A 24,416-nucleotide genomic window follows, 5' to 3' on the forward strand; every position below is an offset into this window, starting at 1 on the left:
GCGCATGATCGGTCCCGTGTCGTTTAACAATCATAAGGAAAAATCATGCAGACTCAACCATTCACACCCAGCGCGGTGGTCAGCCGCGATGGCGACGACGGCTACGCATCCGGCGTCTCCTGGGGCGCCATCTTCGCCGGCGCGGCCGCCGCCGCAGCGCTTTCATTCCTGCTGCTGATCCTCGGCGTGGGCCTCGGCCTGTCGTCGGTATCGCCGTACCAATATAACGCCACGCCGCTGGGCGCCGCCGCGATCGTATGGATCGCCTTTACGCAATTGGCGGCATCGGGCATCGGCGGCTACGTGGCCGGCCGTCTGCGCGTCAAATGGGCCAGCATCCATGGCGACGAAGTGCACTTCCGCGACACCGCGCACGGCCTGCTGGCGTGGGCAGTGGCGACCCTGATCACGGTGGCGGTACTGGCCGGCGGCGCGCGCGCTGTCCTCAGCGGCACCATCGACGCCGGCGCAGGCGCAGTACCGGCACTGGCCACGGGAGCATCGGCAGTCGCCGACAACCCGCGTTCGAACGACTACTTCGCCGACATGCTGCTGCGCTCGCCTAACGGCCAGGGCGCCACGGCATCGGAACGTGAAGAGATCACCCGCATCCTGGTCGCGGATCTGGCGGCCGGCAAAGTCAGCGCCGACGACCGCAGCTACATGGCGCAACTGGTCGCCAAGCGCAGCGGCCTGTCGCAAGCGGAAGCGGAACAACGTGTCGATTCAATTTATGCGCAAGCCAAGCAGGCAGCGGCTGAAGTCAAAGCCAAGGCCATGGCGGCGGCTGAAGCGGCCCGCAAGGCAGCCGCCCGTTCGGCACTGTGGATGACCTTTGCGCTGCTGCTGGGCGCCTTCGTTGCCAGCCTGTGCGCCACCATCGGCGGCCGTAACCGCGATCACGCGCGTGTCGTCACGCGCACCGTTATCTAATTCAAGGAGAATACTATGCGCTCGATACTCTTACTGCTGCTCGGCATCCCACTGCCCATCATCATCCTGATCGCAATCCTGACGTAACGGCGTGGCGCGCATGCGCCCCCGGTCACCCGACAATGCCGCCCGGCTCACGCAGCCCGGCGGCATTTTTTTGGCATTCCAATCGTCAAGGTAGCGCCCCCGTCATCGCGCCGCGCCTATACTTTTTTTCAATCCCGGATTGAAAGGAAACGTATGCGTACCATTCCCAAAGACGGCCGCTTTGACGTCACACTCGCGATGCTGCGCGACCCCTACCACTTCGTCGCCAAGCGCTGTCGCTCGCTCAACGCGGACGTGTTTTCCTCGCGCCTGATGCTGCGCAAGACCATCTTCATGAGCGGTCCGGCAGCGGCGGAGCTGTTCTACACGCCCGACCGATTCATCCGCCGCAAAGCGCCGCCGCACCGGCTCAAACAAACCCTGTTTGGAACTGGCACGGTGCAAAATCTCGACAGCGACCCGCACCGCCACCGCAAGCAGATGTTCATCTCGCTACTGAACGGACCTGGCGTCGACCGCCTGGCCAACCAAGTGAGACAGGAATGGGAAAAGGCGGTGCCGACCTGGCAAAAGCAGAGAAACGTGCGGCTCTACCCGGCGATCCAGGAGGTCTTGATGCGCGCCGTGTGCGCGTGGGCGGGCGTACCGCTCGCCGAAAACGAGGTAGGCAAGCGCACGCGCCAGGTGGTCGCGCTGTTCGATGGCGCCGGCGCGGTCGGCCCCAGGCACTGGTGGTCGCGGCTGTCGCGCAAGCTCGCCGAAGCCTGGCTGAGCGGCATTATCGAGGAGGTCCGTCAGAACCGGTTGGCCGCGCCCGAGGGCGCGCTGCGCACAGTGGCCCTGCAAAGCGCAGCAACAGGTCAGCGGATGACGGCCCGTGTGGCGGCAGCCGAACTACTGAACATACTGCGGCCGACCGTCGCGATCTCCGTCTACATCACCTTCGTCGCGCACGCCCTGCAACAGCATCCCGAATCGCTAGCCCGCCTGCGCGACGGCGACGCCGCGTATCTGCCGCTGTTCATCAACGAGGTGCGCCGCTGGTATCCATTCTTCCCATCAGTCGTCGCGCGTGTGAACAGGGACTTCGAATGGAGCGGCTACCACTTCGACAAGGGCACGCGGACGATCCTCGACCTGCACGGCACCAACCACCACGCGGACACATGGCGCGATCCGGACGTATTCATGCCTGAGCGGTTTTTGGAGTCCAGGATTAACCCGTTCAATTTGATTCCGCAGGGAGGAGGCGACGCCGCGCACGGGCATCGCTGTGCCGGTGAAGTCATCACGACCACCATCATGGGCGTGGCGGCGGACTTTCTGGCCAATCGGATCAATTATGCGGTGCCGGCCCAGGACCTGTCGATCGACGAAACGCGCTTGCCGGCGCTGCCCCGCAGCCGCTTTGTCATGAGCGACGTGTCGCTGGCGCCCGCAGCGGTGCTGGCTCCGATGATCTGACGGTGTAGGTTCGTTCAGCCAGAGAAAAGCAAAGGCCCGTTTCGGGCCCTGTTGCAGTGGAGCGGGTGAAGGGAATCGAACCCTCGTCGTAAGCTTGGGAAGCTTCTGCTCTACCATTGAGCTACACCCGCGTTGGCCGTATTCTACGCGGCTTTGCATAGAAGTGACAACTTGCGGTAGAACGTTGCGATCAGCAGCCAGGTCGACCGCCATAGTGGGCTGATGATCAAGTAAATGCGTAAATTCATCGGTAGTCTTCCTCATGAACCGTCGACCTTCGTATAGCTCTTGACTGAATCGTAAGCGTGCGCGGAAATCGTTTTAAGGATTTCAGGATTTCCCTTGTACTTCTCAGACAATCGTGGAAGCTGCCGCTTAGCCGGCGCACAGTATTTTGTTATCGCCCGCGTTATCTCCCTTTGCCGGCTTTTGGGCAGGTCCCCGTCCCACTCGCCAGCCATGTGCTCACAAATCTCGGCGTTCTCCACGAAGACCCGCACATCTTTCGGCAACGGACCAGACGTTGAAAAACCTTGCACCGTAACTAACCAAGTAACAAGAACAGAAAAATCAACGGCTTTCCGAAATGTGCAGGACAGGTCTTTTGTATCCCTGCTGCCTTTGAACTGTTGCGCCCACCGCGCCCCGCTTAGCTAGGTATTGGTCTGATCGGCGGCAGGGCGTGTCGCTACGGGATTTAATGCGCGCGGTCGTGCGATTGCAGTCGTCATCTTCGTAATCCTCCAAGGCTGAGAGATTCTCCAGAATACGGGGGACCACAGAGGGAGTCTTTGATCTAACACTAGGCCAATGTCGGGCTGGATACAACAGGTAAACGCCGCACGCGACTTTTTCATTACTCTGGCTTCTGCACGACATACCCCTTCGCCTCAAGCGCGGCGACGAACCCCTTGGGGTCCAGCAAATCCTTCAACGGCAACGTCGCGAAGGTCGAGACGTTGGCCTCCAGCGATTTCTCGGCGGCCGCCACCCAGCTATCCTGAACCCGCTGCTGCACCGACTTCAACCCCGGCCGGCTCTGGACCAGCGCACTGTTGAGCACCGCCGAATTGCAGGCGCCGTCGCGGTCCGCATAGCTGATCTTCTGGATCGTCTCCAGATCGCCCTTGGCCCAGGCGTTGGCGCGCACCCGCATGGCGTCGATGTCATCCTCCAGCCGCGCCATCGTGTTGGAAAAACAGGCGACGTCGTCCAGCGGCGACTTCTTGAACTCCTTGAGCATCTTGACCGGGTCGTCGATCTCCAGCGTCGCCTCGGTCGACGTCGTCTTGATCTTGCTTTTCTTGACCAGCTTTTCGATCGTCTCGCGCACTTCGCGTCCGCCCGAACCCAGGCCGGCCTGCTCCAGCCCCTTCTGGAACAAGGTCTCGGCGGCGAAGATCGGCCGTTCGCGCTCGATGCCGTCGTCGTCGCCGATGTATTTTTTCTTCAGCGCCAGCCAGCGCGCGTACACCGGCTCGGGCAGCAGATCCTTCAACTCCGCGCCGTTCGGATTCTTTTTGAAGCCGATCGCGAACGGCAGCAGCGTCATCTGGCGGAAAAATCCCACGTTGGTCGTCGCGCCCGGCGGCCGCAGGTATTCCTGCGACTGTGCCAGGATGGTTTCCACTTGCTTCGAGCGCCATTCCATTTTCTTCGGCAGCGGCGAATAGGTGCCGAACAACCACAGCACGTGGTCGCCCTTCGACACCTTCCACAAGCCAGGACCGGGACGCTGCCCCGCCACCAGGATGGTTTCGGTGATGACGTCCTGCTCGGCCGGCGGTGGTGGCGGCTCGGTTTGCGACCAGGCCGGCGCGGCGCCGAGCGCGCACAGCGCCAACACGACCAGGCCGTGGCCTACGGTGAACCGAAACGAAGCGCTGTGCATGACTATCCTGATGTTGGGAAATATGTTGTTAATTATATATACGGCCTGTCGGCGGCGGTGTGGCGTCGAGACCCGGCAACGCAAGTACCGCTTGACGCTACCGACGGCACAGCAAGGCACGCCGCGTTAAACATGTGCGTTATCTCGGCTAAACAAGCGCCCCAAAACCTGTCTTGGTTGAAATGATCCAAGTGCACGGCTACATTGTGGCTTGATTACTCACCAACAGGAACTCCGATGCCATCTTCCGCCACTGCGGCCATCAAACTGCTTGCCCTGTCGGCAATGCTGACCTTGTCGAGCGTCGCAACAGCTGCGGAAAGCTGCACGATCAACGGCAAATCCTGGCCCTTGTGCGGCAACGACAAGGGCAGCTGGTCGTTCGAGAACGGTCAATACTGCGTGGCGCGCAATTTCTGCCCGGACAACCGCACCAGCGCACCGGCCATCGCCACACGGGAAGCTCCCGTCGATGCGGGCGCCAACGCCAAAACCCGCGCGACCTTCGCCTGGCTGCGCGGCATCTGGGGCAAAAACATCATCGCCGGCCAGACCGACCTGTCCTGGAATGATTCCATCGACATGGCCGAACGCGTGCACACCGACACCGGCAAATACCCGGCGCTGATGGGCTTTGATTTCATGGACTACGGCCTGACCGCCCCGCATGCGGGCCAGCACCAGACCGAAGAGGCGATCGCCTTTGCCAAAAAGGGCGGCCTGGTGACCTTCCACTGGCACTGGCGCGACCCATCGCTGTTGAAAACCGCGCAGGTCAACCAGGCGCGTTTCTACGCCCGCGAGCCGGACGCCAGCAAGAACACCGGCTTCACGATTCCCGTCGCCAACGGCGCGCTGGACACCGCCAGCCCGGCCTACCAGCAGATCAACGACGGCATCGACCTGGTGGCGGTGCAGCTTAAACGCTTGGCCGACGCCAACGTGACCGTGCTGTGGCGTCCGCTGCACGAAGCCTCCGGCAACAATGGCGACGGCTGGTTCTGGTGGGGCCGCGCGCGCGCCGACGGCGTGCCGCAGGCCTACGCCAACATCCTGTTGTGGCGGCATATGTATGACCGGCTGGTCAAGGTGCACGGCATCCACAATCTGATCTGGGTATGGAACGGACAGGACCCGGCCTGGTACCCGGGCGACGACGTGGTCGACATCGCCAGCGTCGACGTCTACGACACGACCGACAACAAAACCTACGGCTCGCAGATCGGCAAGTACCGCCAAACCGCGCAAGCTTCGGCCGAGAAAAAACCGATCGCGCTGTCCGAGAACAGCTACATCCCGGACCCGGACAAAATGCGGGCGGACGGCGCTTGGTGGTTGTGGTTCATGACCTGGAACGATGGCGCCGGCCCGGCCGGCGTGAGCTCGCCCGACAATTTCTGGACCGGCGAACAATTCAACACCAACGCCCACAAGCGCAAGGTCTACAACCATCCGGACGTGATCACGCTCGACAAGCTGCCCCGGTTCTAAAGAGAGATAACTTCTCAAATCCTGCAGTGTGATGCAGAATGGCAGGGCTTAATTACCCTGCCGAGAGGAAATCCATGAAACCAGTATTAGCGTTGAGCCTGGCACTGGCTTGCGCCGGTTGCGCCGCGCAAGCCCAGGCTCCGGCCCCAGCCCCCACGGCAGCCGCCGCCGACCCGATCTCCTCGCTGGTGGGCCAGCTCGATCTGGAAAAATATAAGGCCACCATCAAGAGCCTGACCCGTTTTGGCGACCGCCGCCAGGGCACGGAACGCAACCGCCAGGCGCTCGACTGGATCGAAGCGCAACTGAAATCCTACGGCTGCACCAACACCGAACGTCTGCAATATCAGTTTACGCAAGCGGCGCCCGGCGATCCGGCGCCCAAACGTGCGCCCGGCATTCCGAGCGGCGGCGCCGGCGGCCCACCAGGCCAGGGCGGCAGCACCTTGTTCGGCAACCGCATCGCGACCGGCGTCAACAACGATCCGATGGCCCAGCCCAACGAAAAACTGCGCGCGCTCAATTCCGAGCTGACGCCGGTCGGCACCTCGCAGCGCGAAAACGTCTACTGCACCAAAGTCGGCAGCAAGCACCCGGAAGAGATGTACATCGTCAGCGCGCACATGGACGGCATCGGCTTCGGCGAGGCGGCCAACGACGACGGCTCCGGCACCGCGCTGGTGATGGAACTGGCGCGCATCTTCAGCGCGCCTGGCGTCGAGACCGACCGCTCGATCCGCTTCATCTTGTGGAACAACGAGGAAACCGGCTTGAACGGCGCGGCAGCCTACGTCAACCAGCGCAAGGATTTGCAAGGGATCGAATCGCCGAAGGGATCGGGCAAATATCCGGAGCCTAAATGGCTGGGCATGATCCAGCACGACATGATGCTGTTCGACCACGGCATGCCGTTCCAGAAGATCGACGGCTACGGCAAGCCGGTGGTCGACGAGCATGGCAAGCCTGTGTTCGTGGCCCCGCCCGAGCAGCGCCTCGAGGCCGACGTCAATATCGAATACCAGTCGGTGTCGAAGCAGGCGGAAGCATCGGCCAAGCTCGCCTGGGCCTTCCGCGCGGCCAACGACAAGTACGCGACCAATTACCCGGCCGCCGTCGGCTTCCACATGACCAATACCGATTCGACGCCGTTCATGGATCTGGTGCCGTCGATTTCGCTGCGCGAGAACGAGCGCGGCCAGCAGATCGGTTCCGGCTGGGACCCGCACTGGCACCAGCCGACCGACCTGTACGCCAACTTCTCGGACAAGGACTTCCTGCTGGGCCTGAACGCGGCGCAGACTACGCTGGCCGGCGTGGCCCAATTGGCCGGCGTGCAGGTTAAAAAGTAACTACACGAAGTAGTTACTGCGCCATGTCGTTGTTTGAGCGCGGTCCGTACGGCGCCACCGCTTCCAGCACGATCTCACGCAGCCTTTGCGCCACCGGTTTGAGCTGCGCTTCCGCTTGCAGCAGGCTCAGGCCGATATGCGGCAACGGCGGCAACGCCGACGGCTCCAGCAGACGCACGCCGGCCGGCACGCCCACCGACGTGCGCACCGTCACGCCCAGGCCGGCCGCCACCGCCGCCCATACGCCTGAGAGGCTGGTGCTGGTGAAGACAACGCGCCAGGCGATGCCCGCCCGATCCAGCGCGTCGATCGCCGCCGAACGCATCAGGCAAGGCGCGTCGAGCATCACCAGCGGCAGGGGCGTGTTGTGGTGGTACGCCGCCAGCTGCGTGTTCGCACTGGCCAGCCAGCGCATCTGCAACTCGCCCAGGCGGTGCGCATACGGCCAGTCGCCGGCCCTGTCCCACGCCAACGCCAGATCGAGCTGGCCCGCGCCGACCTGCTCGATCAACTGCGCGTTGCGCCCCACCCGCGCCTCGATGCTGACCTGCGCGTGCGCACGGGCGAAGCGGCCCAGTACCTCGGTCAGCAAATGCTCGCCGAAGTCCTGCTGCATGCCCAACCGCACCGAGCCGGCCAGATCGGCGCCGCGCAACGCCGTCACCGCCTCGTCATTCAGTTCCAGCAGACGGCGCGCGTAGGCCAGCAGCGTCTCGCCGGCCGCCGTGAGCTCCATGCCGCGCCCAGCCTTGCGCAACACCGGCAGCTCAAGCTGATCCTCCAGTTTTTTCAACTGCGCACTAACGGCCGAGGTGGAACGTCCCAAGCGGTCCGCCGCCTTGGCGAAGCTGCCCAGCTCAACACCGGTGACAAAGGTGCGCAGTACATCAAGGTCAAATGTGATCTTTCGCATAACCGTCCCGCTTTATCGAACCATTAATCAAAATATTCCTGATTTTCAGTACTAACTTAGTCCTGTATCGTCAAGCTGTCAACCTTTTACAGGAGCAGCAAATGGGAACCACGATCGGTCGCCAGAGCATGGGAAGCGTCGCACCAAAAATGGCCGAGCTAACCGACACCGTGCTGTTCGGCGATATCTGGCAACGCCCGCAATTGTCGCCGCGCGACCGCAGCATCGTCACCGTGTCCGCGCTGATCGCGATGAACCGCATCGAGCAGCTGCCGTTCCACCTTGCCCTCGCGCGTGACAACGGCGTCACCGGCGACGAGCTTGCAGAGCTCATCACCCACCTCGCCTTTTATTCCGGCTGGCCGACCGCCTCCTCGGCCGTTAATTTACTCAAACAACTGGAGGAATCATCATGCCCATGAGCCGCATCTCCCTGCTGAAAGGGAAATCGCCCGTCTATCTGCGGACGCTGGGCGACAGCCTGCACGCCGCCATGGTGGAGGCGTTCAACGTGCCGCCGACGGACCGCTTCCAGGTCATCCACCAGCACGAGCCGAACGAACTGATTTTCGACCGCGACTATGAAAGCGACGGCGGTCAGCGCTCGGACGACTTCGTGCTGATCGCCATCACCGCAGGGAAGCCACGCGGCACGGAGCTCAAGCAGGCGTTTTATCGCCGGCTGGTGGAACGCCTGGCCGAGGCGCCGGGCATCCACCCGACGGATGTGATGGTGGTCATCACCACCACACTTGGCGACGAGTGGTCGTTCAGCGGCGGCGCGCCGGCCGCGCCGCTGCTGCGGGGAGTAGCATCATGATCGCGATGCAGTACAGCTTTGTGCTGCCGGCCGATTACGATATGGCGATCGTGCGCGAGCGCATCGCCACCAAGGGGCCGCTGCTGGATGATTTGCCGGGACTGGTGTTCAAGGCGTATCTGCACGCGGACCGCGAGGCGTCGGCGGAGAATCTGTACGCGCCGTTCTACCTGTGGCGCGACGAGGAATCGATGCACGGCTTCCTCAACGGCGCCGGATTCGCCGGCGTGGCGCGGGCCTTCGGCTGGCCGTCGGTGCGAACCTGGACGCCGTGGCACGCCAATGTGAGCGCCGACGTGCGCGCGGCGCGCCATGCCACGCGCGGCATGGTATCGATCGCACCGCACAGCGACTTGGCGGCATTACGCGTCAATGAGCTGGAATTTGCGCGCAGGGCCTTGGATCGCGGCGCGCTGGCGGTGGTGATCGGCTTCGAGCCCGTTACATGGAGCGTGGTGCGCCTGTGCCTGTGGCGCAACGCGCAGCCGGCGGACGGCGACTCACTGCACTACCGCATCGGCCACGTGTCGGCGCCGGGTCGGTAGCGGCTACGGACGGTGTCACTATTGTTTGTTGGTGAACGGCGTTGAGTTGTCGCGCATCTGCCGGTTGGCATCGGCGGCATCGGTGGCCGAGACCACCGCGCCGCGCCCGCCCGGAATACGGCTACCGGTAACCACCGGCTGGTAGCGCGAGCTTGCCGGGCCGGCCTCGGCGGCGGCGACGGCCGGCGCCTCCCCGGCCACGTCAGTGGCGGCGCATCCCGTCAGGCCGAACATCGTCATCAGTGCTGCGGCTAAGACTATCTTGCTCATAAACTCTCCTGACTTGTGGTTTCAAATTGTAAAGTTAGCAACCAATAATAACAAGAAAAATTCGATACCACATGACTTTTTTGAGAGGCAAACTATAAGCCGCAGCAGGCCTTGTATTTTTTCCCGCTACCGCAGGAGCAAGGCTCGTTGCGCCCGACTTTTTCATGGGCGATGCGTTGTTTGACCGTCGCCGGCAACGCGCTTGTTTCGTCCTTTGCGTGGTCGCTTTTGATTTGAGACAACGATATTGCGCTGGTGATGAAATCACGCATACGCTGTTCGCGATTCGGACACGGCCGTCCCCGTTCGTCGAATAGGACGCGCGTCAACGCGAAACTCTCAAGCTCCGCAGCGGACATCCTGGCGCGTGACGCCATGAGCCTGTCGATCAAAGCCGGCGCCATCTGCAGCGCTTGATTGGCGGTCGCCTCGTCTTTGTCGCCGACGGCGATTTCGAAAGCTCTTTGTACCAGGGCGAGCGCTTCGATCCATTTCCCCGGTTGTTCCTGCGCCATATAAAGGTCGGCAAGGTCCAGGTGGGCCTGATTGACTTCAGGCATAGCGCGTTGGAGCAGCTCTTCCGCTTTGGACAATCCTCCCGGCAATGAGCCATTGCGGATCAGGACGCCAACGGCGCGCTGGGCGATGTGAAGGCCAGCATCGCTTGCCAGTTGTAGCCAGGCGAGCGCCGCGGCTTCGTTCGCCGCCACGCCTTCGCCGTGATACAAAGCCTGGCCCGCCTGATATTGGCCGATGGGGTAGCCCGCTTCCGCAGCGCGCAATGTCAAATCGAACGCGGTCTTGACGTTGGCCTCCACGCCGAGCCCTTCCCGATAGATCGTCGACAGGAGAACCAGTGCAAGCGGATGGTCTTCAGCGGCCGCGCGCTCCAGATAATCCCTGGCCCGATCAAGGTCAACCGGCTGCTCATGCAGGCCCAGCAGCGCCGAGCGACCGCACCATGCTAGCGCATCGATGTCGCCATCCTGGCAGGCCATCGCAATAAGATGGACGCCCCGCCCAATATCTTCTTCTCCGTTTTTCCCCTCCGACAACGCCAGCCCGTACTGGTAGCGCGCCGGGGTGTAGCCGGCATCGCTGGCGTAGCGAAGCAGGTCGAGCGCCCGTTCCGTCATCGAGGCGTTCGACGCCGATTGCTTCAGCAGTAGCATTGCGGCCCGGTACTGGTCTGTGGGCCGGCTTTCGAATAGCGCCCGGTAGCACACCGCACTCAGTTCGTCCGGGCTTTCATCGATGATGAGGTAGTCGGGTACTTCGGCCCCGTGATTTTTCTGACGAAATACCACTTCAATGAGCGCCATCACGTCGACGAGGGCCTGCCTTGCAATGGCTTGCAGTTGCGCCTCGCTGCGCAGACTTTCCTCCGGATGCGCCGCCGAGTTCCCCCAACGACGTAACTTATGCAGCAGTTCTTGAATGTCCAGGTTGATCAAATGCGACTTGACGAGCACATTGATCTTGCCCTCCAGGCCCAGCTTCCAATCGCTGTCGTAGGGGTAAAGCATGTCGCAGCATAAACTGGCAAGCGCCCGCGTCTGAATCAGCGCGTGGGCGGGAAATTGATGCTGGCTGCGTTTGGCGACACCGTATAGCGAGGCGATGCGGGTGGAGACAAGCTCGGCGAATTCGAGATCGTTCATGGTCCTGGTGATCAAAGTCTTGGCCGCAGCGCGTCAACATTTGGGCCGACATTCCGGCCAACGTTGGCGCCAACGTTCGGGTCAATATAGCACAGCCACACAACACGCCTTCGCAACGTGTCCACGCAAATCTACGTGAGGTGCGGCGCCTGCAGCCGCTGGCGTGCCTGCGCCAGCTGTTCGCCATCCATGCGGGACGCGGCCGTTTTCAAATAGCGCTCGGCGGCGCCGAAGCCGCCGCGTTCCGCCATCGCCAGCCATAACCACGCCTGCGCCGCGTCGGCCCGCACGCCCTGACCCACCAGATACATCAAGCCGAGATTGAACTGTGCGCGCAAATGCCCCTGGCCGGCCGCCTGCGCATACCAATGGTGCGCCTGCGCGTAATCCTGCGGCATGCCCTGGCCGTTGTCGTAGCGCAGGCCGAGCGCGAACTGCGCCAGCGTATGTCCCTGTGCCGCCGCCTTAGCATACCAGCCGTTGGCCTGCGCGCTATCGGGCTGCGGTCCCTCGTCGTTATCGAACAGCAGCGCGAGATTGTACTGCGCCGCCGCGTAATCCTGTTCGGCCGCGCGCCGGTACCACAGCATCGCCTTGCGCAGATCCATCGGCACGCCGCGTCCCGTCTCGTAGCGCAGGCCCAGATCGAACTGCGCCCGCAGATGCCCCTGGTCGGCGGCCTTGCGATACCAGAAAATCGCTTCCTGATGGTCCATCGGCACGCCATGGCCGGCGTCGTACAGCAATCCGAGATGGTACTGCGCGCCGGGATAGCCCTGCTCCGCCGCCTTGCGGTACCAGCGCTGCGCCTGATCGTAATCCTGCGGCACGCCCTGGCCATGATCGTAGCGCAGCCCCAGATTGTTCTGCGCCCCGGCGTGACCCTGCTCGGCCGCCTTGCGATACCAGTCCAGCGCCTTCTGCTCGTCGCGCGGCACGCCCTGGCCGTTGTCGTAAATCAGACCAAGGTTGAACTGCGAACTGGCGTGGTCCTGTTCCGCCGCGCGGCGATACCACAGGATCGCCTTCTGGCTGTCCTGCGCGATGCCGTCGCCCTTGTCGAAGCGCAGCGCCAGGTTGAACTGCGCCGGCGCGTAACCCTGGTCGGCCGCCTTGCGGTACCACGACATCGCCTGGCCCACATCCTGCGGCACGCCCTGGCCGTTGTCGTAGCGCAGACCGAGGTTGAACTGCGCGCGCGCATAGCCCTGCTCCGCCGCCCTGCGGTACCAGGCGATGGCCTGCTTGAAGTCCTGCGGCACGCCCTTGCCGGTGTCGTACATCATGCCCAGATTGTTTTGCGCGCCGGCGTCGCCCTGCTCGGCGGCCTTGCTGAACCAGTGCATGGCTTTCTGCGTATCGGCCTCCACGCCCTGGCCCTTGGCGTACAACCAGCCAAGGTTGTACTGGGCGGCGGCGTAACCCTGCTCGGCGGCCAGCTTGTACCATGCCGCCGCTTCCTCGTAATTTTGCTCGACGCCTTGGCCCTTCTGGAACATCACGCCCAGGTTGTACTGCGCGTGCTCCAGCCCCTGCATCGCCGCCTGGCGATACCAGACCACCGCCAGCTCGAAGCTTTGCGCCACGCCCTGGCCGTTGAAGTACATAAAGCCCAGGCTATGCTGGGCATTGGCGATACCACGTTCGGCTTGCTGCTTCACGCGCAGGAATTCGGCTGTGTAAGTACTGCCCTTGTTGGCATCGGGTCCGTCAGGCGTGCGTTTCGTCATACTGCTTCACTGATTGTTCAAGCCTGGATTGCGACCATGGCCGGTTGGGTGTCTGTGTTCGGCGCCTTGGCAGCGTTGGAGGACGGCGAGGACGATACCGACAGGCGGTTCTGGTCCTGCAGCACGTCGATAAAACTGAGCAGCGAGATCGGGCGGTGGTAAAAATAGCCCTGCATCGTGGTGCAGCCGTTGGCCTGCAGGTAGCGCGCCTGCACGTCGGTCTCCACGCCTTCGGCCACCAGGTGCAGCCCGAGGCCGCGCGCGATCGAGATGATCGCCAGGATCACCGGGTAGTGGCCGTTCTCGTCGTGGATCTCCTTGACGAACGACTGGTCGATCTTGATGGTGTGGATCGGGAAGCGGTGCAGATACGACAAGGACGAATAGCCGGTGCCGAAATCATCGATCGCCACCGACACGCCCAGTTGGCAAAGCTTGTTCAGCTGTTCGATCGCGTACTGCGGATTGCGGATGCAGATGTTCTCGGTGATCTCGACTTCGATCTGCGCCGGCGAGATGTTGTAGCGCGTCAGCGCGCCGCGCATCTTCTCGAAGAAATCTCCCCGGTCCAGGTATTGCGGCGACAGGTTCAGCGACAGGCGTATCGCCTCGCCGCCGGCGGCGTTCCATTGCAGCAGGTCGCGGCACAAGGCGCCCAGCATCCAGTCCGAAATCGGCAGCATCAAACCGTTTTCCTCGGCGAACGGCAGGAACTCGCCGGCCGACAGCAGCCCGCGCTGCGGATGGTTCCAGCGCATCAGGCCCTCGGCGCCGATGATGCGGCCGGTGGCGACGTCGAGCTGCGGCTGGTAGTACATTTCCAGCTCATTCAGTTCCAGCGCCTTGCGCAGGCTTTGCTCGAGCGCGATCTTCTGGTGCGACACGTCGAGCATCGAGTTGTGATAGAAGCTGTGGCCATTCTTGCCCAGCGCCTTGACTTGGTACATCGCGATGTCGGCGTGGCGCAGCAGTTCGTCGATGGTCTCGCCGTCGTTCGGATAAATGGCGATGCCGATCGAGGCGGAGATGTGCACCTGATGGCCATCGAGGTCGAACGGCTCGTGCAGGCTTTCGAGGAACTTGTCGGCGATGGCCTTGGCGTCCTGGCGGTCGCGCAGTTCCGGCAGCACGATGGTGAATTCGTCGCCGCCCTGGCGCGCCAGCGTGTCGCCGCGGCGCAGGCACACTTTCAAGCGCTGCGACACCTGCTGCAGCAGCTCGTCGCCCTTGACGTGGCCCAGCGTATCGTTGACCAGTTTGAAGCGGTCCAGATCGATGAACATCACGGCCAGCTCGGTCAGTTTGCGCTTGGCCTGGATCACGGCCAGTCCCAGGCGGTCCTTGAACAGCATGCGGTTCGGCAGGTCGGTCAGGATGTCGTGGTAGGCCTGGTAGGAGATCACTTCCTCGGCGCGCTTGCGGTCCGTGATGTCGCGCGCGACGCCGTAGGTGCCGAAGAATTCGTGCTTCTTGACGCTGCGATCGGGGACGTGCATGCCGATGGCGTTGAGCGAAATCGTCATCAGCGTGTTGTTGAAGGTGCGCTCGATACCCGCACCGGTATTGCACTTGAGGCGCAGTTCGACGTTGCGCGAGGCCCGCTCGTCGACGCGGCGTTCATTAAAGGCGTAACGTGCGCGTTCCTGGTCCTCGTCGTGCACCAGGATCGAATAGTGCTTGCCGATCAGCTCTTCGCGGGTAATGCCCAGCAGCTGCTGTACGCGGTCGTTGATAAAGGTGAAATTGCCTTCGTGGTTGAGCGTATAGATGATGTCCGGCGAGCTGTCGACCAGGTAGCGGTACATCTTCTCCGAGTTTTCCAGCTTGGAGGCGATGCGTTCGTTGTCGACGGCCAGGCGGCGCTTTTGCAGCGCGTTCTCCACCGTCTTGAGCAGCTCCTCGCGGCTGTAAGGCTTGCGCAGGTAATCGTAGGCGCCGCGTTTGAGCGCGCCGATGGCGGCGTCGATGCCGACCTCCCCGCTCATGACGATGACGTCGCCGTCGATGCCCTTGGCGTTGATGAAGTCCATGATCTCATGGCCGCTCATGTCGGGCAGGCGCAGGTCGAGCAGGATCAGATCGAATCGCAGTTTGGTCAGCTGGGCCAGCGCCTCGCTGCCGCAGGTCGCGGTCACCAGATGGTAATCGCGGTCGCGCAGCAGCTCGTACAGCGACGACAGCAGCCGCGGTTCGTCGTCCACCAGCAGGATGCGGGGCCAATTATCGGCGGCGTGGACGACGGGGGTCAGGTCGTCCGAACTCGTTTCTGGGGCGGCGGTGCCGGCGGGAGTCAGGTTCATCATGGCCTTAAACTGAATCCATCAACCGCGTTTGCACGCCGCCGACGGGACTGGGACTGCTACGCGCGGGCAGCAAGATTTCGAAAGTGGTTCCCGCCTTGCCGGAGCGGCAGGTGATCAGGCCCTGCATCTTCTTCACCAGGCCGTGGACGATCGACAGGCCCAGGCCATGGTGCGGACCCTCCTTGGTGCTGCGCACCTGGGAGAACAGATTGGCCAGCACCTCGGTCGACAGCCCCGGGCCGGTGTCGCCGATGACCAGCTCCAGATACAGCTTGCGCTCGCGGTTGACGTGGCCGCGGTTGGCGATTTCGATCTTGCCGCCGTCGGGCATGGCCTCGACCGCGTTCTTGATCAGGTTGACCAGGATTTGCTTGAGCAGGTCGGCGTCGCCCTCGATGTCGGCCGGCTCCTCCTGCATGCGCACCACGATCTGGACCGACGCCGGCACGAAGTCGGTGGCGCGGAACAGGCGCAGCACGTCGTCGACCACGCGTGCGACATCGGTGCCGTGGCTCGTTTCGGTCGGCTGCAGATCGGCCAGGCCGTTGATCAGTTGTCCGACGCGGTCGATCTCCTCGTTCAGGATCGACATCTCGCCGACCACCGGCTCGCGCCGGGCCAGTTTGCTGTCCAGGACCGACAGGTAGTTCTTGATGATCGATAGCGGGTTGTTCACCTCGTGCACCACGCGGCGCGACGCCTCGCGGTACTCCTCGGCGACATGGGCGATCTGGCGCTTGGCGTGACCGCGCTCGCTGATCGCCGTCTCCAGCGCGGCCGCCGCCTGGGTGCCGAACGACTGCAGGAAGCGCGCGCGCTTCTGGTAGCTCGCCATCTGCCAGGCCGGCGCGCCGCCGATCAGCACACCGAGGCAGCGTTGGTTGGCCACCAGCGGCAGGCAGACCATGCTCTCGGTGCCGAGGATGCGGAACAACTGGTCCTCGGCCACGCTCAATGGCGGCTGCTGCGGTTGCAAATTTCCGTCGCGGCTGATGATCGACAGCTTGCGCTCCAGCGCGCACGCCGCCACCAGGCCACCCTTGTTGAGCGGGATGATGAATTCGGAAAAACGCAGTTGCTGGTCGCCGGTGGCGGTGCCGTGCAGCGCGTGGCCGGTCGGATTCTCCAGCAGCACCAGCGCGTTCTCGAAATCGAACAGGATGCGCGCCGAACGCGTCATCGATTCGAGCAGGCCGGCCTCGCCGTTCTGGCGCGCGAACGACTGGCCCATCTCGGACACCAGCACCATGTTGCGCACTTCCTCCGACAGGCGCTGCTGCACCGGATCGACCACCGGCGGCGCGTACGCTGCCGGCACCGGCACGTCGTCGACGCCGGCCAGGTCGATGCCGAGGTAATCGGCCGATTTTTCCACCTGGCGGGCGGCGTTGTTGACGATCTGCTGCAGCACCTCGCCATCGAGCCCGCACAGATAGCCGCCGTTCTCGATCGCCTCTTCCTGATCGTCGTGGCAGCACAACAGATGCGCCAGGCGCACGATGCGGATCAGCGGGTGCGACGACTCCAGGCGCGCCAGCGGCTCGTGGTGATACAGCACGCTGTCGGCCAGGAACGAGTCCAGGTGCCAGCGCTCGATCAGCCAGGCGCCCGCCTCCGAGTGCGTGATCTGCAAGGTGCGCTGTTCGACCGCGCACAGGTCCTCGTCGTCGCGCGCCATGAAGTTAAAGCCGTATTCCTTGGGCGCGGTCGCCAGCAGCGCCAGGCGGCCGACGTTGTGCAGCAGGCCGGCCAGATAGGCTTCCTCGACGTGCGGATACTCCATCTTGCGGGCGATGTCGCGGGCGATGACGGCGGTCGTCAGTGAGCCTTTCCAGAAGCCGCGCAAATCGGTGCTGCCGGAATGGGGGAAGCTGTTAAAGGTCTGGAACACCGATTCGCTGATCACCAGCGTCTTGATCATGTCGGTGCCGAGCGACACCAGCGACTGTTCCAGGCCCACGGTGCGGGCGTTGCGATGGAACGCCGAGCTGTTGGCGACGGTGAGGATCTTGCTGGTCATCGCCGCGTCCTTGGCGATCAATGCGGCGAGCTCCGGCATGCCGGCGTCGTCCGCCTGCAAGTGCTCGATCAACTTAATGAGTATCTGCGGCATGGCCGGCAGACGGGCAATCAGCAATCGATTGCGAATGTCATGGTCAGGTTGATGCATCGTATCCAGCTTTGCCGCCAGTGGTCGTCGAATAAGGGAGGGTACTCAACGGCTCAGTACCGAAAATGTTATTTTTTCATTAGTATTTCAAGCAGGTTCAGGGCTTAAAATTACGCTTGGAAAAGTTATATTAGCATAAAGTATCATGATAACTTAGCAGCTATCAAGCCGCTATTTATCTTTCATTCTAAACTATTTCCATTTCCCACCGTAAACAAGTGTTAACCTGGATGGCGTAGAAGCATGCGCCGGTAATGGCGCGACGTCAACCATAAAAGGAGAGCAGAGGCACTAAATGCCAGCTGTCCAGCGGCTAACCAGAGCACCGAGTGTGATAGAAACGGTGCGATCACGCCCGCCACCAGCGCACCCAGCAGGGTCAGCGCGAACGATTGGCACGAGGCCACGGTGCCGCGGATGTGGGGAAACAGGTCCATCGCCAGCAGCGTGGCGGCCGGCGCCACCACCGACATGCCGAAGTTGTAAAAAAACAGCGGTGCGACCGACCATGGCAGCGCCGGCGGCAGGAAAAGGTGGTAAAGAACGTTCAATACCGCCGCCGAGATCAGGAAGCAGAAGCCGATGCCGATCTGTCGCGAAAATGTCATCTTGCCGGCCATGCGGTTGGCCGCCAGCGCGCCGAGGAAAATCCCCGACACCGCCGGAATGAACAGCCAGCCGAACTGCGACGCCCCCAGGCCGAGGTGCTTGGGCAGGAATTCCGGCGCCGCCGCGATGTACACGAACAGGCCGGCGAAGTTGAATGCGACCACGCCGGACTTCATGTGGAACAGCGGCGAGCGCAGGATTTGACCGTAGTTGCGCGCCAGGTAGCGCGGGTTGAACGGCTGGCGCTTATGCGGCGGCAGCGTCTCCGGCAGGCGGCGGTAGCAATAGATGAACAGCAGGATGGTATAGGCCAGCAGCGACAGGAAGATCGCGCGCCAGTCGAACAGCGTGACGATCCAGCCGCCGAGGATGGGCGCGATGGCCGGCGCGATCGAAAAGATCATCGTCACCATCGACAGCAACCGCGCGGCGGCGGCGTCGTCGTACAGGTCGCGGATAATGGCGCGCCCCACCACCACCCCGGCGCCGGCCGATACACCCTGCATGATGCGGAACACCCACAGGTAATGCACCGTGTGCGCGGAGGCGCAGCCCAGGGTGCCGATGGCGAACATCACCAGCGACACCAGCACCACGTTGCGGCGCCCGAAGGCGTCCGCCAGTGCGCCGTGCCACAGCACCATGGCGGCGAAGGCCAGCATGTAGAACGTCAGGCTTTGCTGCACCTCGAGCGGCGTGGCGCCGAGCGTGGCCTGGATGTTGGGGAACGCCGGCAGGTAGGCGTCGATCGAGAATGGTCCCAGCATCGACATCGCGGCCAGCATGGTTGCCAGGCCGGCCGCGCTGAGCACCTTCATGTGGGAAGGCGGCGGCGGCGGGATGTCCTCGACAGGATCGGGCGGGAGATTGGCGGGAGGTGTCGGGAACATCGGCGCGGCCTTTTTTACACTTCTTTGGGCTTGGCCGCTTCGCGGCGGTTGAAGCCCGCCACCATATCGAAGCGGAACAAACGGCATTCGAGCGCGCCGTTGAAGAACGGCGTCTTGCGCGATTCCTTCAGCCGCAGCATCTTCGGCAGCCCCAGGTCGGCGGTGAACAGGAACACCGTCCAGCCGGCGAAGCGCTGCTTGAGCGTGGTGCTCAGCGCCGAATAGAACCCGCTGGCCAGTTCGTCCTCGGGCAGCGAGCTGTCGCCGCGCACGCCGATACGCTCGCCGTACGGAGGATTGGTCAGCAGTATGCCCGGCTGCTCGGTCGGCGCCTTCACTTCCTGCGCCTCGATCTGCTTGAGCGGCACGTCGAACATGATGCCGGCGCACTTCAGGTTATGACGGGTCATGGCCACCATGTCGCCCGAGATGTCGGAGCCGAAGATGGTCGGCGATGCCGGCAGCGGATTAGGCTTGATCGAATTTTTCATCTCGTTCCACGGCGCCGGATCGAAGTCGTTAAAGGCTTCGAAGGCGAAACGGCGGCGTGCGCCCGGCGGAATGCCCTGCACCATCTGGGCCGCTTCGCACAGGATGGTGCCGGAGCCGCACATCGGGTCGAACAGCGGCATGCCCGGCTTCCAGCCCGACACCCGCAGCAGGCCGGCGGCCAGGTTCTCGCGCAGCGGCGCGTCGCCGGTTTCCTCGCGCCAGCCGCGCTTGAACAGCGCCTCGCCCGAGGTGTCCAGGTAGATGATGAACTGGCGCGCGTCGAGGAAGCCGACGATGCGCATGTCCGGTTCCTTGGTGTTGACCGAAGGACGCTTGTCGAACTGGTCGCGGAAGCGGTCGCAGATCGCGTCCTTGATCTTCAGCGTGGTGAACTCCAGGCTTTTCAGCGGCGATTTGACGGCGGTAACATCGACCCGGATCGTGTGGTCGTAGGTGAACCAGTCTTCCCACTGCTGCGCCAGCACCAGGTCGTAGATGTCGTTCTCGTTCTGGTAGCCGGTGACGGCCATGCGCATCAGCACGCGCGAAGCGATACGCGAATGCAGGTTGATGCGATAGGAGTCCAGCAGGTCGCCGGAGCAGTGCACGCCGCCGGGGACCTGGTTGTGCACCTTCATCGTGGTGCTGAGGAGCGCGATTTCGCCCAGTTCTTCGGCCAGTGCCGCTTCCATGCCGCGCGGGCATGGGCAAAAATAGGATGCCATAGGTGTACCTTTTGTCCGTTGAAAATCTAAAACCCGTTACTTTGTTTACTACGTTGCTGCTTTACGTCTTTGCTGCTTACTTCTGCATTGCGCGCTCGAGGAAGTCCAGGCGATCCTGGCCCCAGAAGCTCTCTCCATCGAGCACATACCACGGCGAGCCGAATACATTGGCGGCGGTGGCGTCCTCGGTGTTGCGGTCGTACTCGGCCTGCACGCTGGCCGTCTCCGATGATTTGATCAGCGCGCGGCCATCGAGGTCGCAGCCGCCGGCGATCTGCGCCAGGGTGTCCTCGTCGCCGATGTTCTTCTCTTCGGCCCACAGGCCGCGCATGATGGCGCCGGACAGCTCGAGCGCGACATCGACGCCGTGCGTCAGGCGCGCAGCGATCACCATGCGGTTGGCCAGGTCGGGCGACACCGGGAAGAACTTCGGCTGCACGTTCATCGGCACGCCGAGGAACTCCGACCAGCGGGTCAGCTCGACCAGGCGGTAGGCCTGGCGCTGCGGTGCGCGCTTGGCCAGCGGCAGGCCGCCGGATACGCCGAACACCTTGCCCAGGTCGAAAGGACGCACCTCGATCTGCACCGCGTGCTGGCGCGCCATCGCGACAAATCGCTCATGCCCCAGATAGGTCCACGGCGAATGGATGGCGAAAAAATACTGACAGACTTTGCTCATGATGCTCCGATCAGAACGGTTTGACGACAACCAGGATGACGATGGCCAACAACATAAACACCGGCACTTCATTAAAGACGCGGAACCACTTGTGGCTGCGCGTGTTGACGCCTTTTTCAAACTTCTTCAGGATCGAACCGCAGGCGTGGTGGTAGCCTACCACCAGCACCACCAGCAGGAGCTTGGCGTGCATCCAGCCCGGCATTTTCGCGCCGTACTGCATGTAGACCAGGATCGCGCCAAAGACCACCGCGAACACCGACAGCCACATCGAAAAACGATACAACTTGCGCGCCATGAGCGTCAGGCGCTCGGTGGTGGCGGTGTTCGTTTCCATCGCCAGGTTGACGAAGATGCGCGGCAGGTAGAACACCCCGGCCATCCAGCAGATGACGAAGAAAATGTGCAGCGCTTTAATCCAGAGCATAGCTATCCTTTATTGACGAACTTCACCGTGACCGAATACCACGTATTTCAACGACGTTAAACCTTCCAGTCCGACCGGGCCGCGCGCGTGCAGCTTGTCGTTCGAGATGCCGATTTCGGCGCCCAAACCGTATTCGAAGCCGTCCGCGAAACGCGTCGAGGCGTTGATCATTACCGACGCCGAATCGACCTCGCGCAGGAAGCGCATGGCGTCGCTGTGGTCCTCGGTGATGATCGATTCGGTGTGCTTGGACGAGTAGTGGTTGATGTGCTCCATCGCCTCGTCGATACCGTCGACGATTTTCACCGACAGGATCGCGGCCAGGTACTCGGTCGACCAGTCCTCCTCGGTGGCGGCCACCAGATGCGGGTAGCCGGCGGCCGACAGGATCGCCAGCGCTTCCGGATCGGCGCGCAGCTCGACTTCCTTGGTCGCATACAGCGCAGCCAGTTGCGGCAGCACCGCCGGCGCGATCGCGCGTGCGACCAGCAGCGTTTCCATCGTGTTGCAGGTGCCGTAACGGTGGCACTTGGCGTTGAAGCCGATGTCCACCGCCTTCTTCAAGTCGGCCTTGGCGTCGATGTAGACGTGGCAGATGCCATCCAGGTGTTTGATCATCGGCACGGTCGCCTCTTCCATCAGGCGCGCGATCAGGCCCTTGCCGCCGCGCGGCACGATCACGTCCACGTATTGCGGCATGGTGATCAGCGCGCCGACGGCCGCGCGGTCGGTGGTGTCGACCACCTGCACGCCGTCTTCCGGCAGACCGGCGCCGGCCAGGCCTTCCTTGACCAGCTTTGCCAGCGCGCGGTTGCAGTGGATCGCCTCCGAGCCGCCGCGCAGGATGGTGGCGTTGCCGCTCTTGATGCACAGCCCCGCGGCATCGACGGTCACGTTGGGACGCGATTCGTAGATGATGCCGATCACGCCCAGCGGCACGCGCATCTGGCCGACCTGGATGCCCGTGGGGCGGAATTTCAAACCGGAGATCTCGCCGATGGGATCGGGCAGCGCGACGATCTGGCGCAGGCCTTCAACCATCGTGGCGATGGCTTTGTCGGACAGCGCCAGGCGGTCCAGCATGGCCGGCGCCAGGCCGTTGGCGGCCGCCGCGTCCATGTCGAGCTGATTGGCCGCGCGCAGCTGGTCGGCGTCGCGTTCGATGGCGTCGGCGATCAGGGTCAGCGCGCGGTTGCGGGTGGCGCTGTTGGCGCGAGCCATCGCGCGCGATGCCTTGCGCGCCTGCTGGCCCAGTTGTTCCATGTAGTGCTTGATATCCATGTTCATTCCACGATGTCCGTTACATACTTAGACGGCAGTTCTAAAACTGACTTCAACCCCGGGCCACTTTCAATGCCAGCTGCAGCATCGCGTCCCAGGCGTCGCCGTTGTGCGCCTTGGCGCGCAGGCCCTTGATCATCTTGTCCACCTGCGCCGCGTCCTTCATCGCCGCTTCCAGGGTCGGCAGCGAGATGCGGCGCAGCGCCGGATCCATCATGCGCTCTTTCGGACCCCAGATGCGGTATTCCTTGAGCAGTGCGCCGAGCGGCCGGCCCTGCGCCATGCCCGACTTCAGTTTCAATAGCGTGCGGATCTCCTCCGACACCGCCCACAGCACCAGCGGCAGCGCCTCGCCCTCGCCTTTCAGGCCCTCGAGCATGCGCACCAGCCGCGCCGGATCGCCCGACAACATCGCCTCGCTCAACTTGAACACGTCGTAGCGCGCCACGTTGAGCACCGCGTCGTGCACTTGTTCGTAGGTCAGCTTGCCCGGCTCGTGCAACAGCGCCAGCTTCTGGATCTCCTGGTGCGCCGCCAGCAGGTTGCCCTCGACGCGGTCGGCGATGAAGTCGACACTTTGACGGTCCGCGCTTTGCCCCTGCGCGGCAAGGCGCTGGCCTATCCAGTTGGGCAAATGCGCCCGTTCGATCTGCGCGATGTCGATGTACACCGCCGCCTGCTGCAGCGCGGCCACCCAGGCCGCCTTCTGCGTCTGCCAATCCAGCTTGGGCAAGGTGATCAGGGTCAGGTTGTCCGGACTCAGATCCTTGACGTAGTTCTGCAGCGCCGCGCCGCCATCCTTGCCCGGCTTGCCGGTCGGGATGCGCAGCTCGATCAGCTTTTTATCGCCGAACAGCGACAGCGCCTGATTGGCCGCCAGCAGCTCACCCCACTTGAAGCTGCGCTCGACGGTCAGCACGTCGCGCTCCGAATAGCCGTGCGCGCGCGCGGCGCGGCGGATCTTGTCGGCCGCCTCCAGCGCCAGCAAATGCTCGTCGCTGGTGATGACGTAAAGCTGGGACAACGACTTCGTCAAATGGCCGTCCAGCGCTTCCAACCGCAATTGCATAGACGCGCCCTTACAGGATCGGCACGGCCGGTGCCGATTGGGTCGGCGCCGGGTTTGGCGTTGAAGCGGGCACCGACATGCGCGTCATTTTGATGGCGGCGATACGGCGCATCATCTGCTGTACCAGGTCGGTCTGCATGTCCCTGTACAGCAAGGCCTCTTCCTGTTCCTTGGCCAGCAACTGCGTTTCGTTGAAGTCGATCGGGCGGCTCAGCGCGATCGCCGTCGGCGGCAGCAGCACGGCGCCCTGCTTGTCCACCACGCGGAACACGATGCTGTACGAGAGCAGGTACTGTCGCACCCGGCCATTGCTGTTGAGCGACAGGATGGTTTTGGTCTTGGTGTGCTCCGGATTGGAGATCACCTCGATGATGCCTTCGGCTTCCTTGGCGGTTTTGACGACGGTGGTGCTGCCGTTGGCGTTGATGTTGCGCTTCAAATCGACCGCCAGCGGCGACGACTCGGGCAGTCCCACATACATCGTCGGGAACGGCAGCGTGTAGTGGCCGCCGTCGCCGCGCAGATGGAAGCCGCACGCCGACACCGTCAGCGACAACGCCAGCACGAGGGAACACACGCGCACGTGGGAACGCGCGCGCTGGAACAACCGGGACCTGCTTGCCATGTTAGTCATCCGAGATCCGTCCGCTAATCTG

Annotated in this window: 21 protein-coding genes and 1 tRNA gene; 7 read left to right on the forward strand and 15 right to left on the reverse strand. The window is 63.0% G+C overall.

Going from position 1 to position 24,416, the window contains the following annotated elements:
* The first annotated feature begins 45 nt into the window (after nt 1-45).
* Nucleotides 46-933, forward strand: coding sequence for a hypothetical protein (locus tag ACZ0BA_RS20175; protein ID WP_463452972.1), 888 nt, complete (start codon nt 46-48; stop codon nt 931-933).
* A 240-nt stretch (nt 934-1,173) separates the two neighbouring features.
* The gene (locus ACZ0BA_RS20180) at nt 1,174-2,445 is read left to right on the forward strand and encodes a cytochrome P450 (RefSeq protein WP_463452973.1); all 1,272 of its coding nucleotides are present in this window, start codon (nt 1,174-1,176) and stop codon (nt 2,443-2,445) included.
* Between the two features lie 57 nt (nt 2,446-2,502).
* On the opposite strand, the gene ACZ0BA_RS20185 is transcribed toward ACZ0BA_RS20180, so the two are convergent.
* Together ACZ0BA_RS20185 and ACZ0BA_RS20190 are read right to left on the reverse strand one after the other, a co-directional pair.
* Nucleotides 2,503-2,576, reverse strand: a tRNA-Gly gene (locus ACZ0BA_RS20185).
* Between the two features lie 725 nt (nt 2,577-3,301).
* Nucleotides 3,302-4,336: a TraB/GumN family protein gene (locus ACZ0BA_RS20190; protein WP_463452974.1), complete on the reverse strand. Its 1,035-nt coding sequence runs from the start codon at nt 4,334-4,336 to the stop codon at nt 3,302-3,304.
* Between the two features lie 237 nt (nt 4,337-4,573).
* Between ACZ0BA_RS20190 and ACZ0BA_RS20195 the strand changes: the two genes are divergently transcribed.
* Together ACZ0BA_RS20195 and ACZ0BA_RS20200 are read left to right on the forward strand one after the other, a co-directional pair.
* Nucleotides 4,574-5,827 carry a glycosyl hydrolase gene (locus ACZ0BA_RS20195; protein ID WP_463452975.1) on the forward strand — a complete coding sequence of 418 codons (1,254 nt, stop codon included), beginning with the start codon at nt 4,574-4,576 and terminating at the stop codon, nt 5,825-5,827.
* 74 nt (nt 5,828-5,901) lie between these two features.
* On the forward strand, nt 5,902-7,176 hold the full coding sequence (locus tag ACZ0BA_RS20200; protein WP_463452976.1) for a M28 family peptidase: 1,275 nt from the start codon (nt 5,902-5,904) through the stop codon (nt 7,174-7,176).
* A gap of 13 nt (nt 7,177-7,189) precedes the next feature.
* On the opposite strand, the gene ACZ0BA_RS20205 is transcribed toward ACZ0BA_RS20200, so the two are convergent.
* Nucleotides 7,190-8,089 (reverse strand): LysR substrate-binding domain-containing protein, encoded by a 900-nt coding sequence (locus ACZ0BA_RS20205; protein WP_463452977.1) that lies wholly within the window; start codon nt 8,087-8,089, stop codon nt 7,190-7,192.
* Between the two features lie 101 nt (nt 8,090-8,190).
* Here ACZ0BA_RS20205 and ACZ0BA_RS20210 point away from each other — a divergent pair, with 101 nt between their 5' ends.
* The 3 genes from ACZ0BA_RS20210 to ACZ0BA_RS20220 are packed head-to-tail and all read left to right on the forward strand — an operon-like array spanning nt 8,191 to nt 9,454.
* Nucleotides 8,191-8,511: a carboxymuconolactone decarboxylase family protein gene (locus tag ACZ0BA_RS20210; protein ID WP_463452978.1), complete on the forward strand. Its 321-nt coding sequence runs from the start codon at nt 8,191-8,193 to the stop codon at nt 8,509-8,511.
* Nucleotides 8,508-8,909 (forward strand): tautomerase family protein, encoded by a 402-nt coding sequence (locus ACZ0BA_RS20215; RefSeq protein ID WP_463452979.1) that lies wholly within the window; start codon nt 8,508-8,510, stop codon nt 8,907-8,909. The genes ACZ0BA_RS20210 and ACZ0BA_RS20215 overlap by 4 nt, the downstream gene beginning before the upstream one ends.
* Entirely contained in the window at nt 8,906-9,454 is a 549-nt protein-coding gene (locus ACZ0BA_RS20220) for a DUF4865 family protein (RefSeq protein WP_463452980.1), read from the forward strand. The genes ACZ0BA_RS20215 and ACZ0BA_RS20220 overlap by 4 nt, the downstream gene beginning before the upstream one ends.
* 18 nt (nt 9,455-9,472) lie before the next feature.
* Here the strand turns inward: ACZ0BA_RS20220 and ACZ0BA_RS20225 are convergent, their stop codons facing one another.
* The 12 genes from ACZ0BA_RS20225 to ACZ0BA_RS20280 form a co-directional block, all read right to left on the reverse strand.
* Complete coding sequence (locus ACZ0BA_RS20225; protein ID WP_463452981.1) at nt 9,473-9,724, reverse strand: hypothetical protein; 252 nt, start codon at nt 9,722-9,724, stop codon at nt 9,473-9,475.
* Nucleotides 9,725-9,816: 92 nt separating this feature from the next.
* On the reverse strand, nt 9,817-11,385 hold the full coding sequence (locus tag ACZ0BA_RS20230; protein ID WP_463452982.1) for an SEC-C metal-binding domain-containing protein: 1,569 nt from the start codon (nt 11,383-11,385) through the stop codon (nt 9,817-9,819).
* Between the two features lie 131 nt (nt 11,386-11,516).
* Nucleotides 11,517-13,115: an SEL1-like repeat protein gene (locus ACZ0BA_RS20235; protein ID WP_463452983.1), complete on the reverse strand. Its 1,599-nt coding sequence runs from the start codon at nt 13,113-13,115 to the stop codon at nt 11,517-11,519.
* A 17-nt stretch (nt 13,116-13,132) separates the two neighbouring features.
* A complete protein-coding gene (locus tag ACZ0BA_RS20240) occupies nt 13,133-15,415 on the reverse strand; it encodes a putative bifunctional diguanylate cyclase/phosphodiesterase (RefSeq protein ID WP_463452984.1) in 2,283 nt (760 codons plus the stop codon).
* Nucleotides 15,416-15,422: 7 nt separating this feature from the next.
* Nucleotides 15,423-17,588 carry an HDOD domain-containing protein gene (locus ACZ0BA_RS20245; RefSeq protein WP_463452985.1) on the reverse strand — a complete coding sequence of 722 codons (2,166 nt, stop codon included), beginning with the start codon at nt 17,586-17,588 and terminating at the stop codon, nt 15,423-15,425.
* A gap of 221 nt (nt 17,589-17,809) precedes the next feature.
* Nucleotides 17,810-19,087, reverse strand: coding sequence for a multidrug effflux MFS transporter (locus ACZ0BA_RS20250; protein ID WP_463452986.1), 1,278 nt, complete (start codon nt 19,085-19,087; stop codon nt 17,810-17,812).
* 14 nt (nt 19,088-19,101) lie between these two features.
* Entirely contained in the window at nt 19,102-20,304 is a 1,203-nt protein-coding gene (locus ACZ0BA_RS20255; protein ID WP_463452987.1) for a THUMP domain-containing class I SAM-dependent RNA methyltransferase, read from the reverse strand.
* Nucleotides 20,305-20,380: 76 nt separating this feature from the next.
* On the reverse strand, nt 20,381-20,983 hold the full coding sequence (locus ACZ0BA_RS20260; RefSeq protein ID WP_463452988.1) for a DsbA family protein: 603 nt from the start codon (nt 20,981-20,983) through the stop codon (nt 20,381-20,383).
* 10 nt (nt 20,984-20,993) lie between these two features.
* The gene (locus tag ACZ0BA_RS20265; RefSeq protein WP_463452989.1) at nt 20,994-21,410 is read right to left on the reverse strand and encodes a CopD family protein; all 417 of its coding nucleotides are present in this window, start codon (nt 21,408-21,410) and stop codon (nt 20,994-20,996) included.
* Nucleotides 21,411-21,419: 9 nt separating this feature from the next.
* Nucleotides 21,420-22,691, reverse strand: a complete 1,272-nt coding sequence (locus ACZ0BA_RS20270) for a glutamate-5-semialdehyde dehydrogenase (RefSeq protein ID WP_463452990.1) — start codon at nt 22,689-22,691, stop codon at nt 21,420-21,422.
* A gap of 52 nt (nt 22,692-22,743) precedes the next feature.
* Nucleotides 22,744-23,760 carry a DNA polymerase III subunit delta gene (holA, locus tag ACZ0BA_RS20275; RefSeq protein ID WP_463452991.1) on the reverse strand — a complete coding sequence of 339 codons (1,017 nt, stop codon included), beginning with the start codon at nt 23,758-23,760 and terminating at the stop codon, nt 22,744-22,746.
* A gap of 10 nt (nt 23,761-23,770) precedes the next feature.
* The gene (locus ACZ0BA_RS20280) at nt 23,771-24,385 is read right to left on the reverse strand and encodes an LPS-assembly lipoprotein LptE (RefSeq protein WP_463452992.1); all 615 of its coding nucleotides are present in this window, start codon (nt 24,383-24,385) and stop codon (nt 23,771-23,773) included.
* Between the last annotated feature and the right edge of the window lie 31 nt (nt 24,386-24,416).

This window comes from Duganella sp. AC917, assembly GCF_979258245.1.

Excerpts from the sequence above, each read along its gene's own strand:
- ACZ0BA_RS20250 (WP_463452986.1), bottom strand. The coding sequence starts at position 19,087 with ATGTTCCCGACACCTCCCGCCAATCTCCCGCCCGATCCTGTCGAGGAC.
- ACZ0BA_RS20220 (WP_463452980.1), top strand. The coding sequence starts at position 8,906 with ATGATCGCGATGCAGTACAGCTTTGTGCTGCCGGCCGATTACGATATG.
- ACZ0BA_RS20230 (WP_463452982.1), bottom strand. The coding sequence starts at position 11,385 with ATGAACGATCTCGAATTCGCCGAGCTTGTCTCCACCCGCATCGCCTCG.
- ACZ0BA_RS20210 (WP_463452978.1), top strand. The coding sequence starts at position 8,191 with ATGGGAACCACGATCGGTCGCCAGAGCATGGGAAGCGTCGCACCAAAA.
- ACZ0BA_RS20260 (WP_463452988.1), bottom strand. The coding sequence starts at position 20,983 with ATGAGCAAAGTCTGTCAGTATTTTTTCGCCATCCATTCGCCGTGGACC.
- ACZ0BA_RS20245 (WP_463452985.1), bottom strand. The coding sequence starts at position 17,588 with ATGCATCAACCTGACCATGACATTCGCAATCGATTGCTGATTGCCCGT.
- ACZ0BA_RS20240 (WP_463452984.1), bottom strand. The coding sequence starts at position 15,415 with ATGAACCTGACTCCCGCCGGCACCGCCGCCCCAGAAACGAGTTCGGAC.
- ACZ0BA_RS20280 (WP_463452992.1), bottom strand. The coding sequence starts at position 24,385 with ATGGCAAGCAGGTCCCGGTTGTTCCAGCGCGCGCGTTCCCACGTGCGC.
- ACZ0BA_RS20255 (WP_463452987.1), bottom strand. The coding sequence starts at position 20,304 with ATGGCATCCTATTTTTGCCCATGCCCGCGCGGCATGGAAGCGGCACTG.
- ACZ0BA_RS20225 (WP_463452981.1), bottom strand. The coding sequence starts at position 9,724 with ATGAGCAAGATAGTCTTAGCCGCAGCACTGATGACGATGTTCGGCCTG.
- holA (WP_463452991.1), bottom strand. The coding sequence starts at position 23,760 with ATGCAATTGCGGTTGGAAGCGCTGGACGGCCATTTGACGAAGTCGTTG.
- ACZ0BA_RS20195 (WP_463452975.1), top strand. The coding sequence starts at position 4,574 with ATGCCATCTTCCGCCACTGCGGCCATCAAACTGCTTGCCCTGTCGGCA.
- ACZ0BA_RS20265 (WP_463452989.1), bottom strand. The coding sequence starts at position 21,410 with ATGCTCTGGATTAAAGCGCTGCACATTTTCTTCGTCATCTGCTGGATG.
- ACZ0BA_RS20235 (WP_463452983.1), bottom strand. The coding sequence starts at position 13,115 with ATGACGAAACGCACGCCTGACGGACCCGATGCCAACAAGGGCAGTACT.
- ACZ0BA_RS20190 (WP_463452974.1), bottom strand. The coding sequence starts at position 4,336 with ATGCACAGCGCTTCGTTTCGGTTCACCGTAGGCCACGGCCTGGTCGTG.
- ACZ0BA_RS20215 (WP_463452979.1), top strand. The coding sequence starts at position 8,508 with ATGAGCCGCATCTCCCTGCTGAAAGGGAAATCGCCCGTCTATCTGCGG.
- ACZ0BA_RS20180 (WP_463452973.1), top strand. The coding sequence starts at position 1,174 with ATGCGTACCATTCCCAAAGACGGCCGCTTTGACGTCACACTCGCGATG.
- ACZ0BA_RS20205 (WP_463452977.1), bottom strand. The coding sequence starts at position 8,089 with ATGCGAAAGATCACATTTGACCTTGATGTACTGCGCACCTTTGTCACC.
- ACZ0BA_RS20175 (WP_463452972.1), top strand. The coding sequence starts at position 46 with ATGCAGACTCAACCATTCACACCCAGCGCGGTGGTCAGCCGCGATGGC.
- ACZ0BA_RS20200 (WP_463452976.1), top strand. The coding sequence starts at position 5,902 with ATGAAACCAGTATTAGCGTTGAGCCTGGCACTGGCTTGCGCCGGTTGC.
- ACZ0BA_RS20270 (WP_463452990.1), bottom strand. The coding sequence starts at position 22,691 with ATGGATATCAAGCACTACATGGAACAACTGGGCCAGCAGGCGCGCAAG.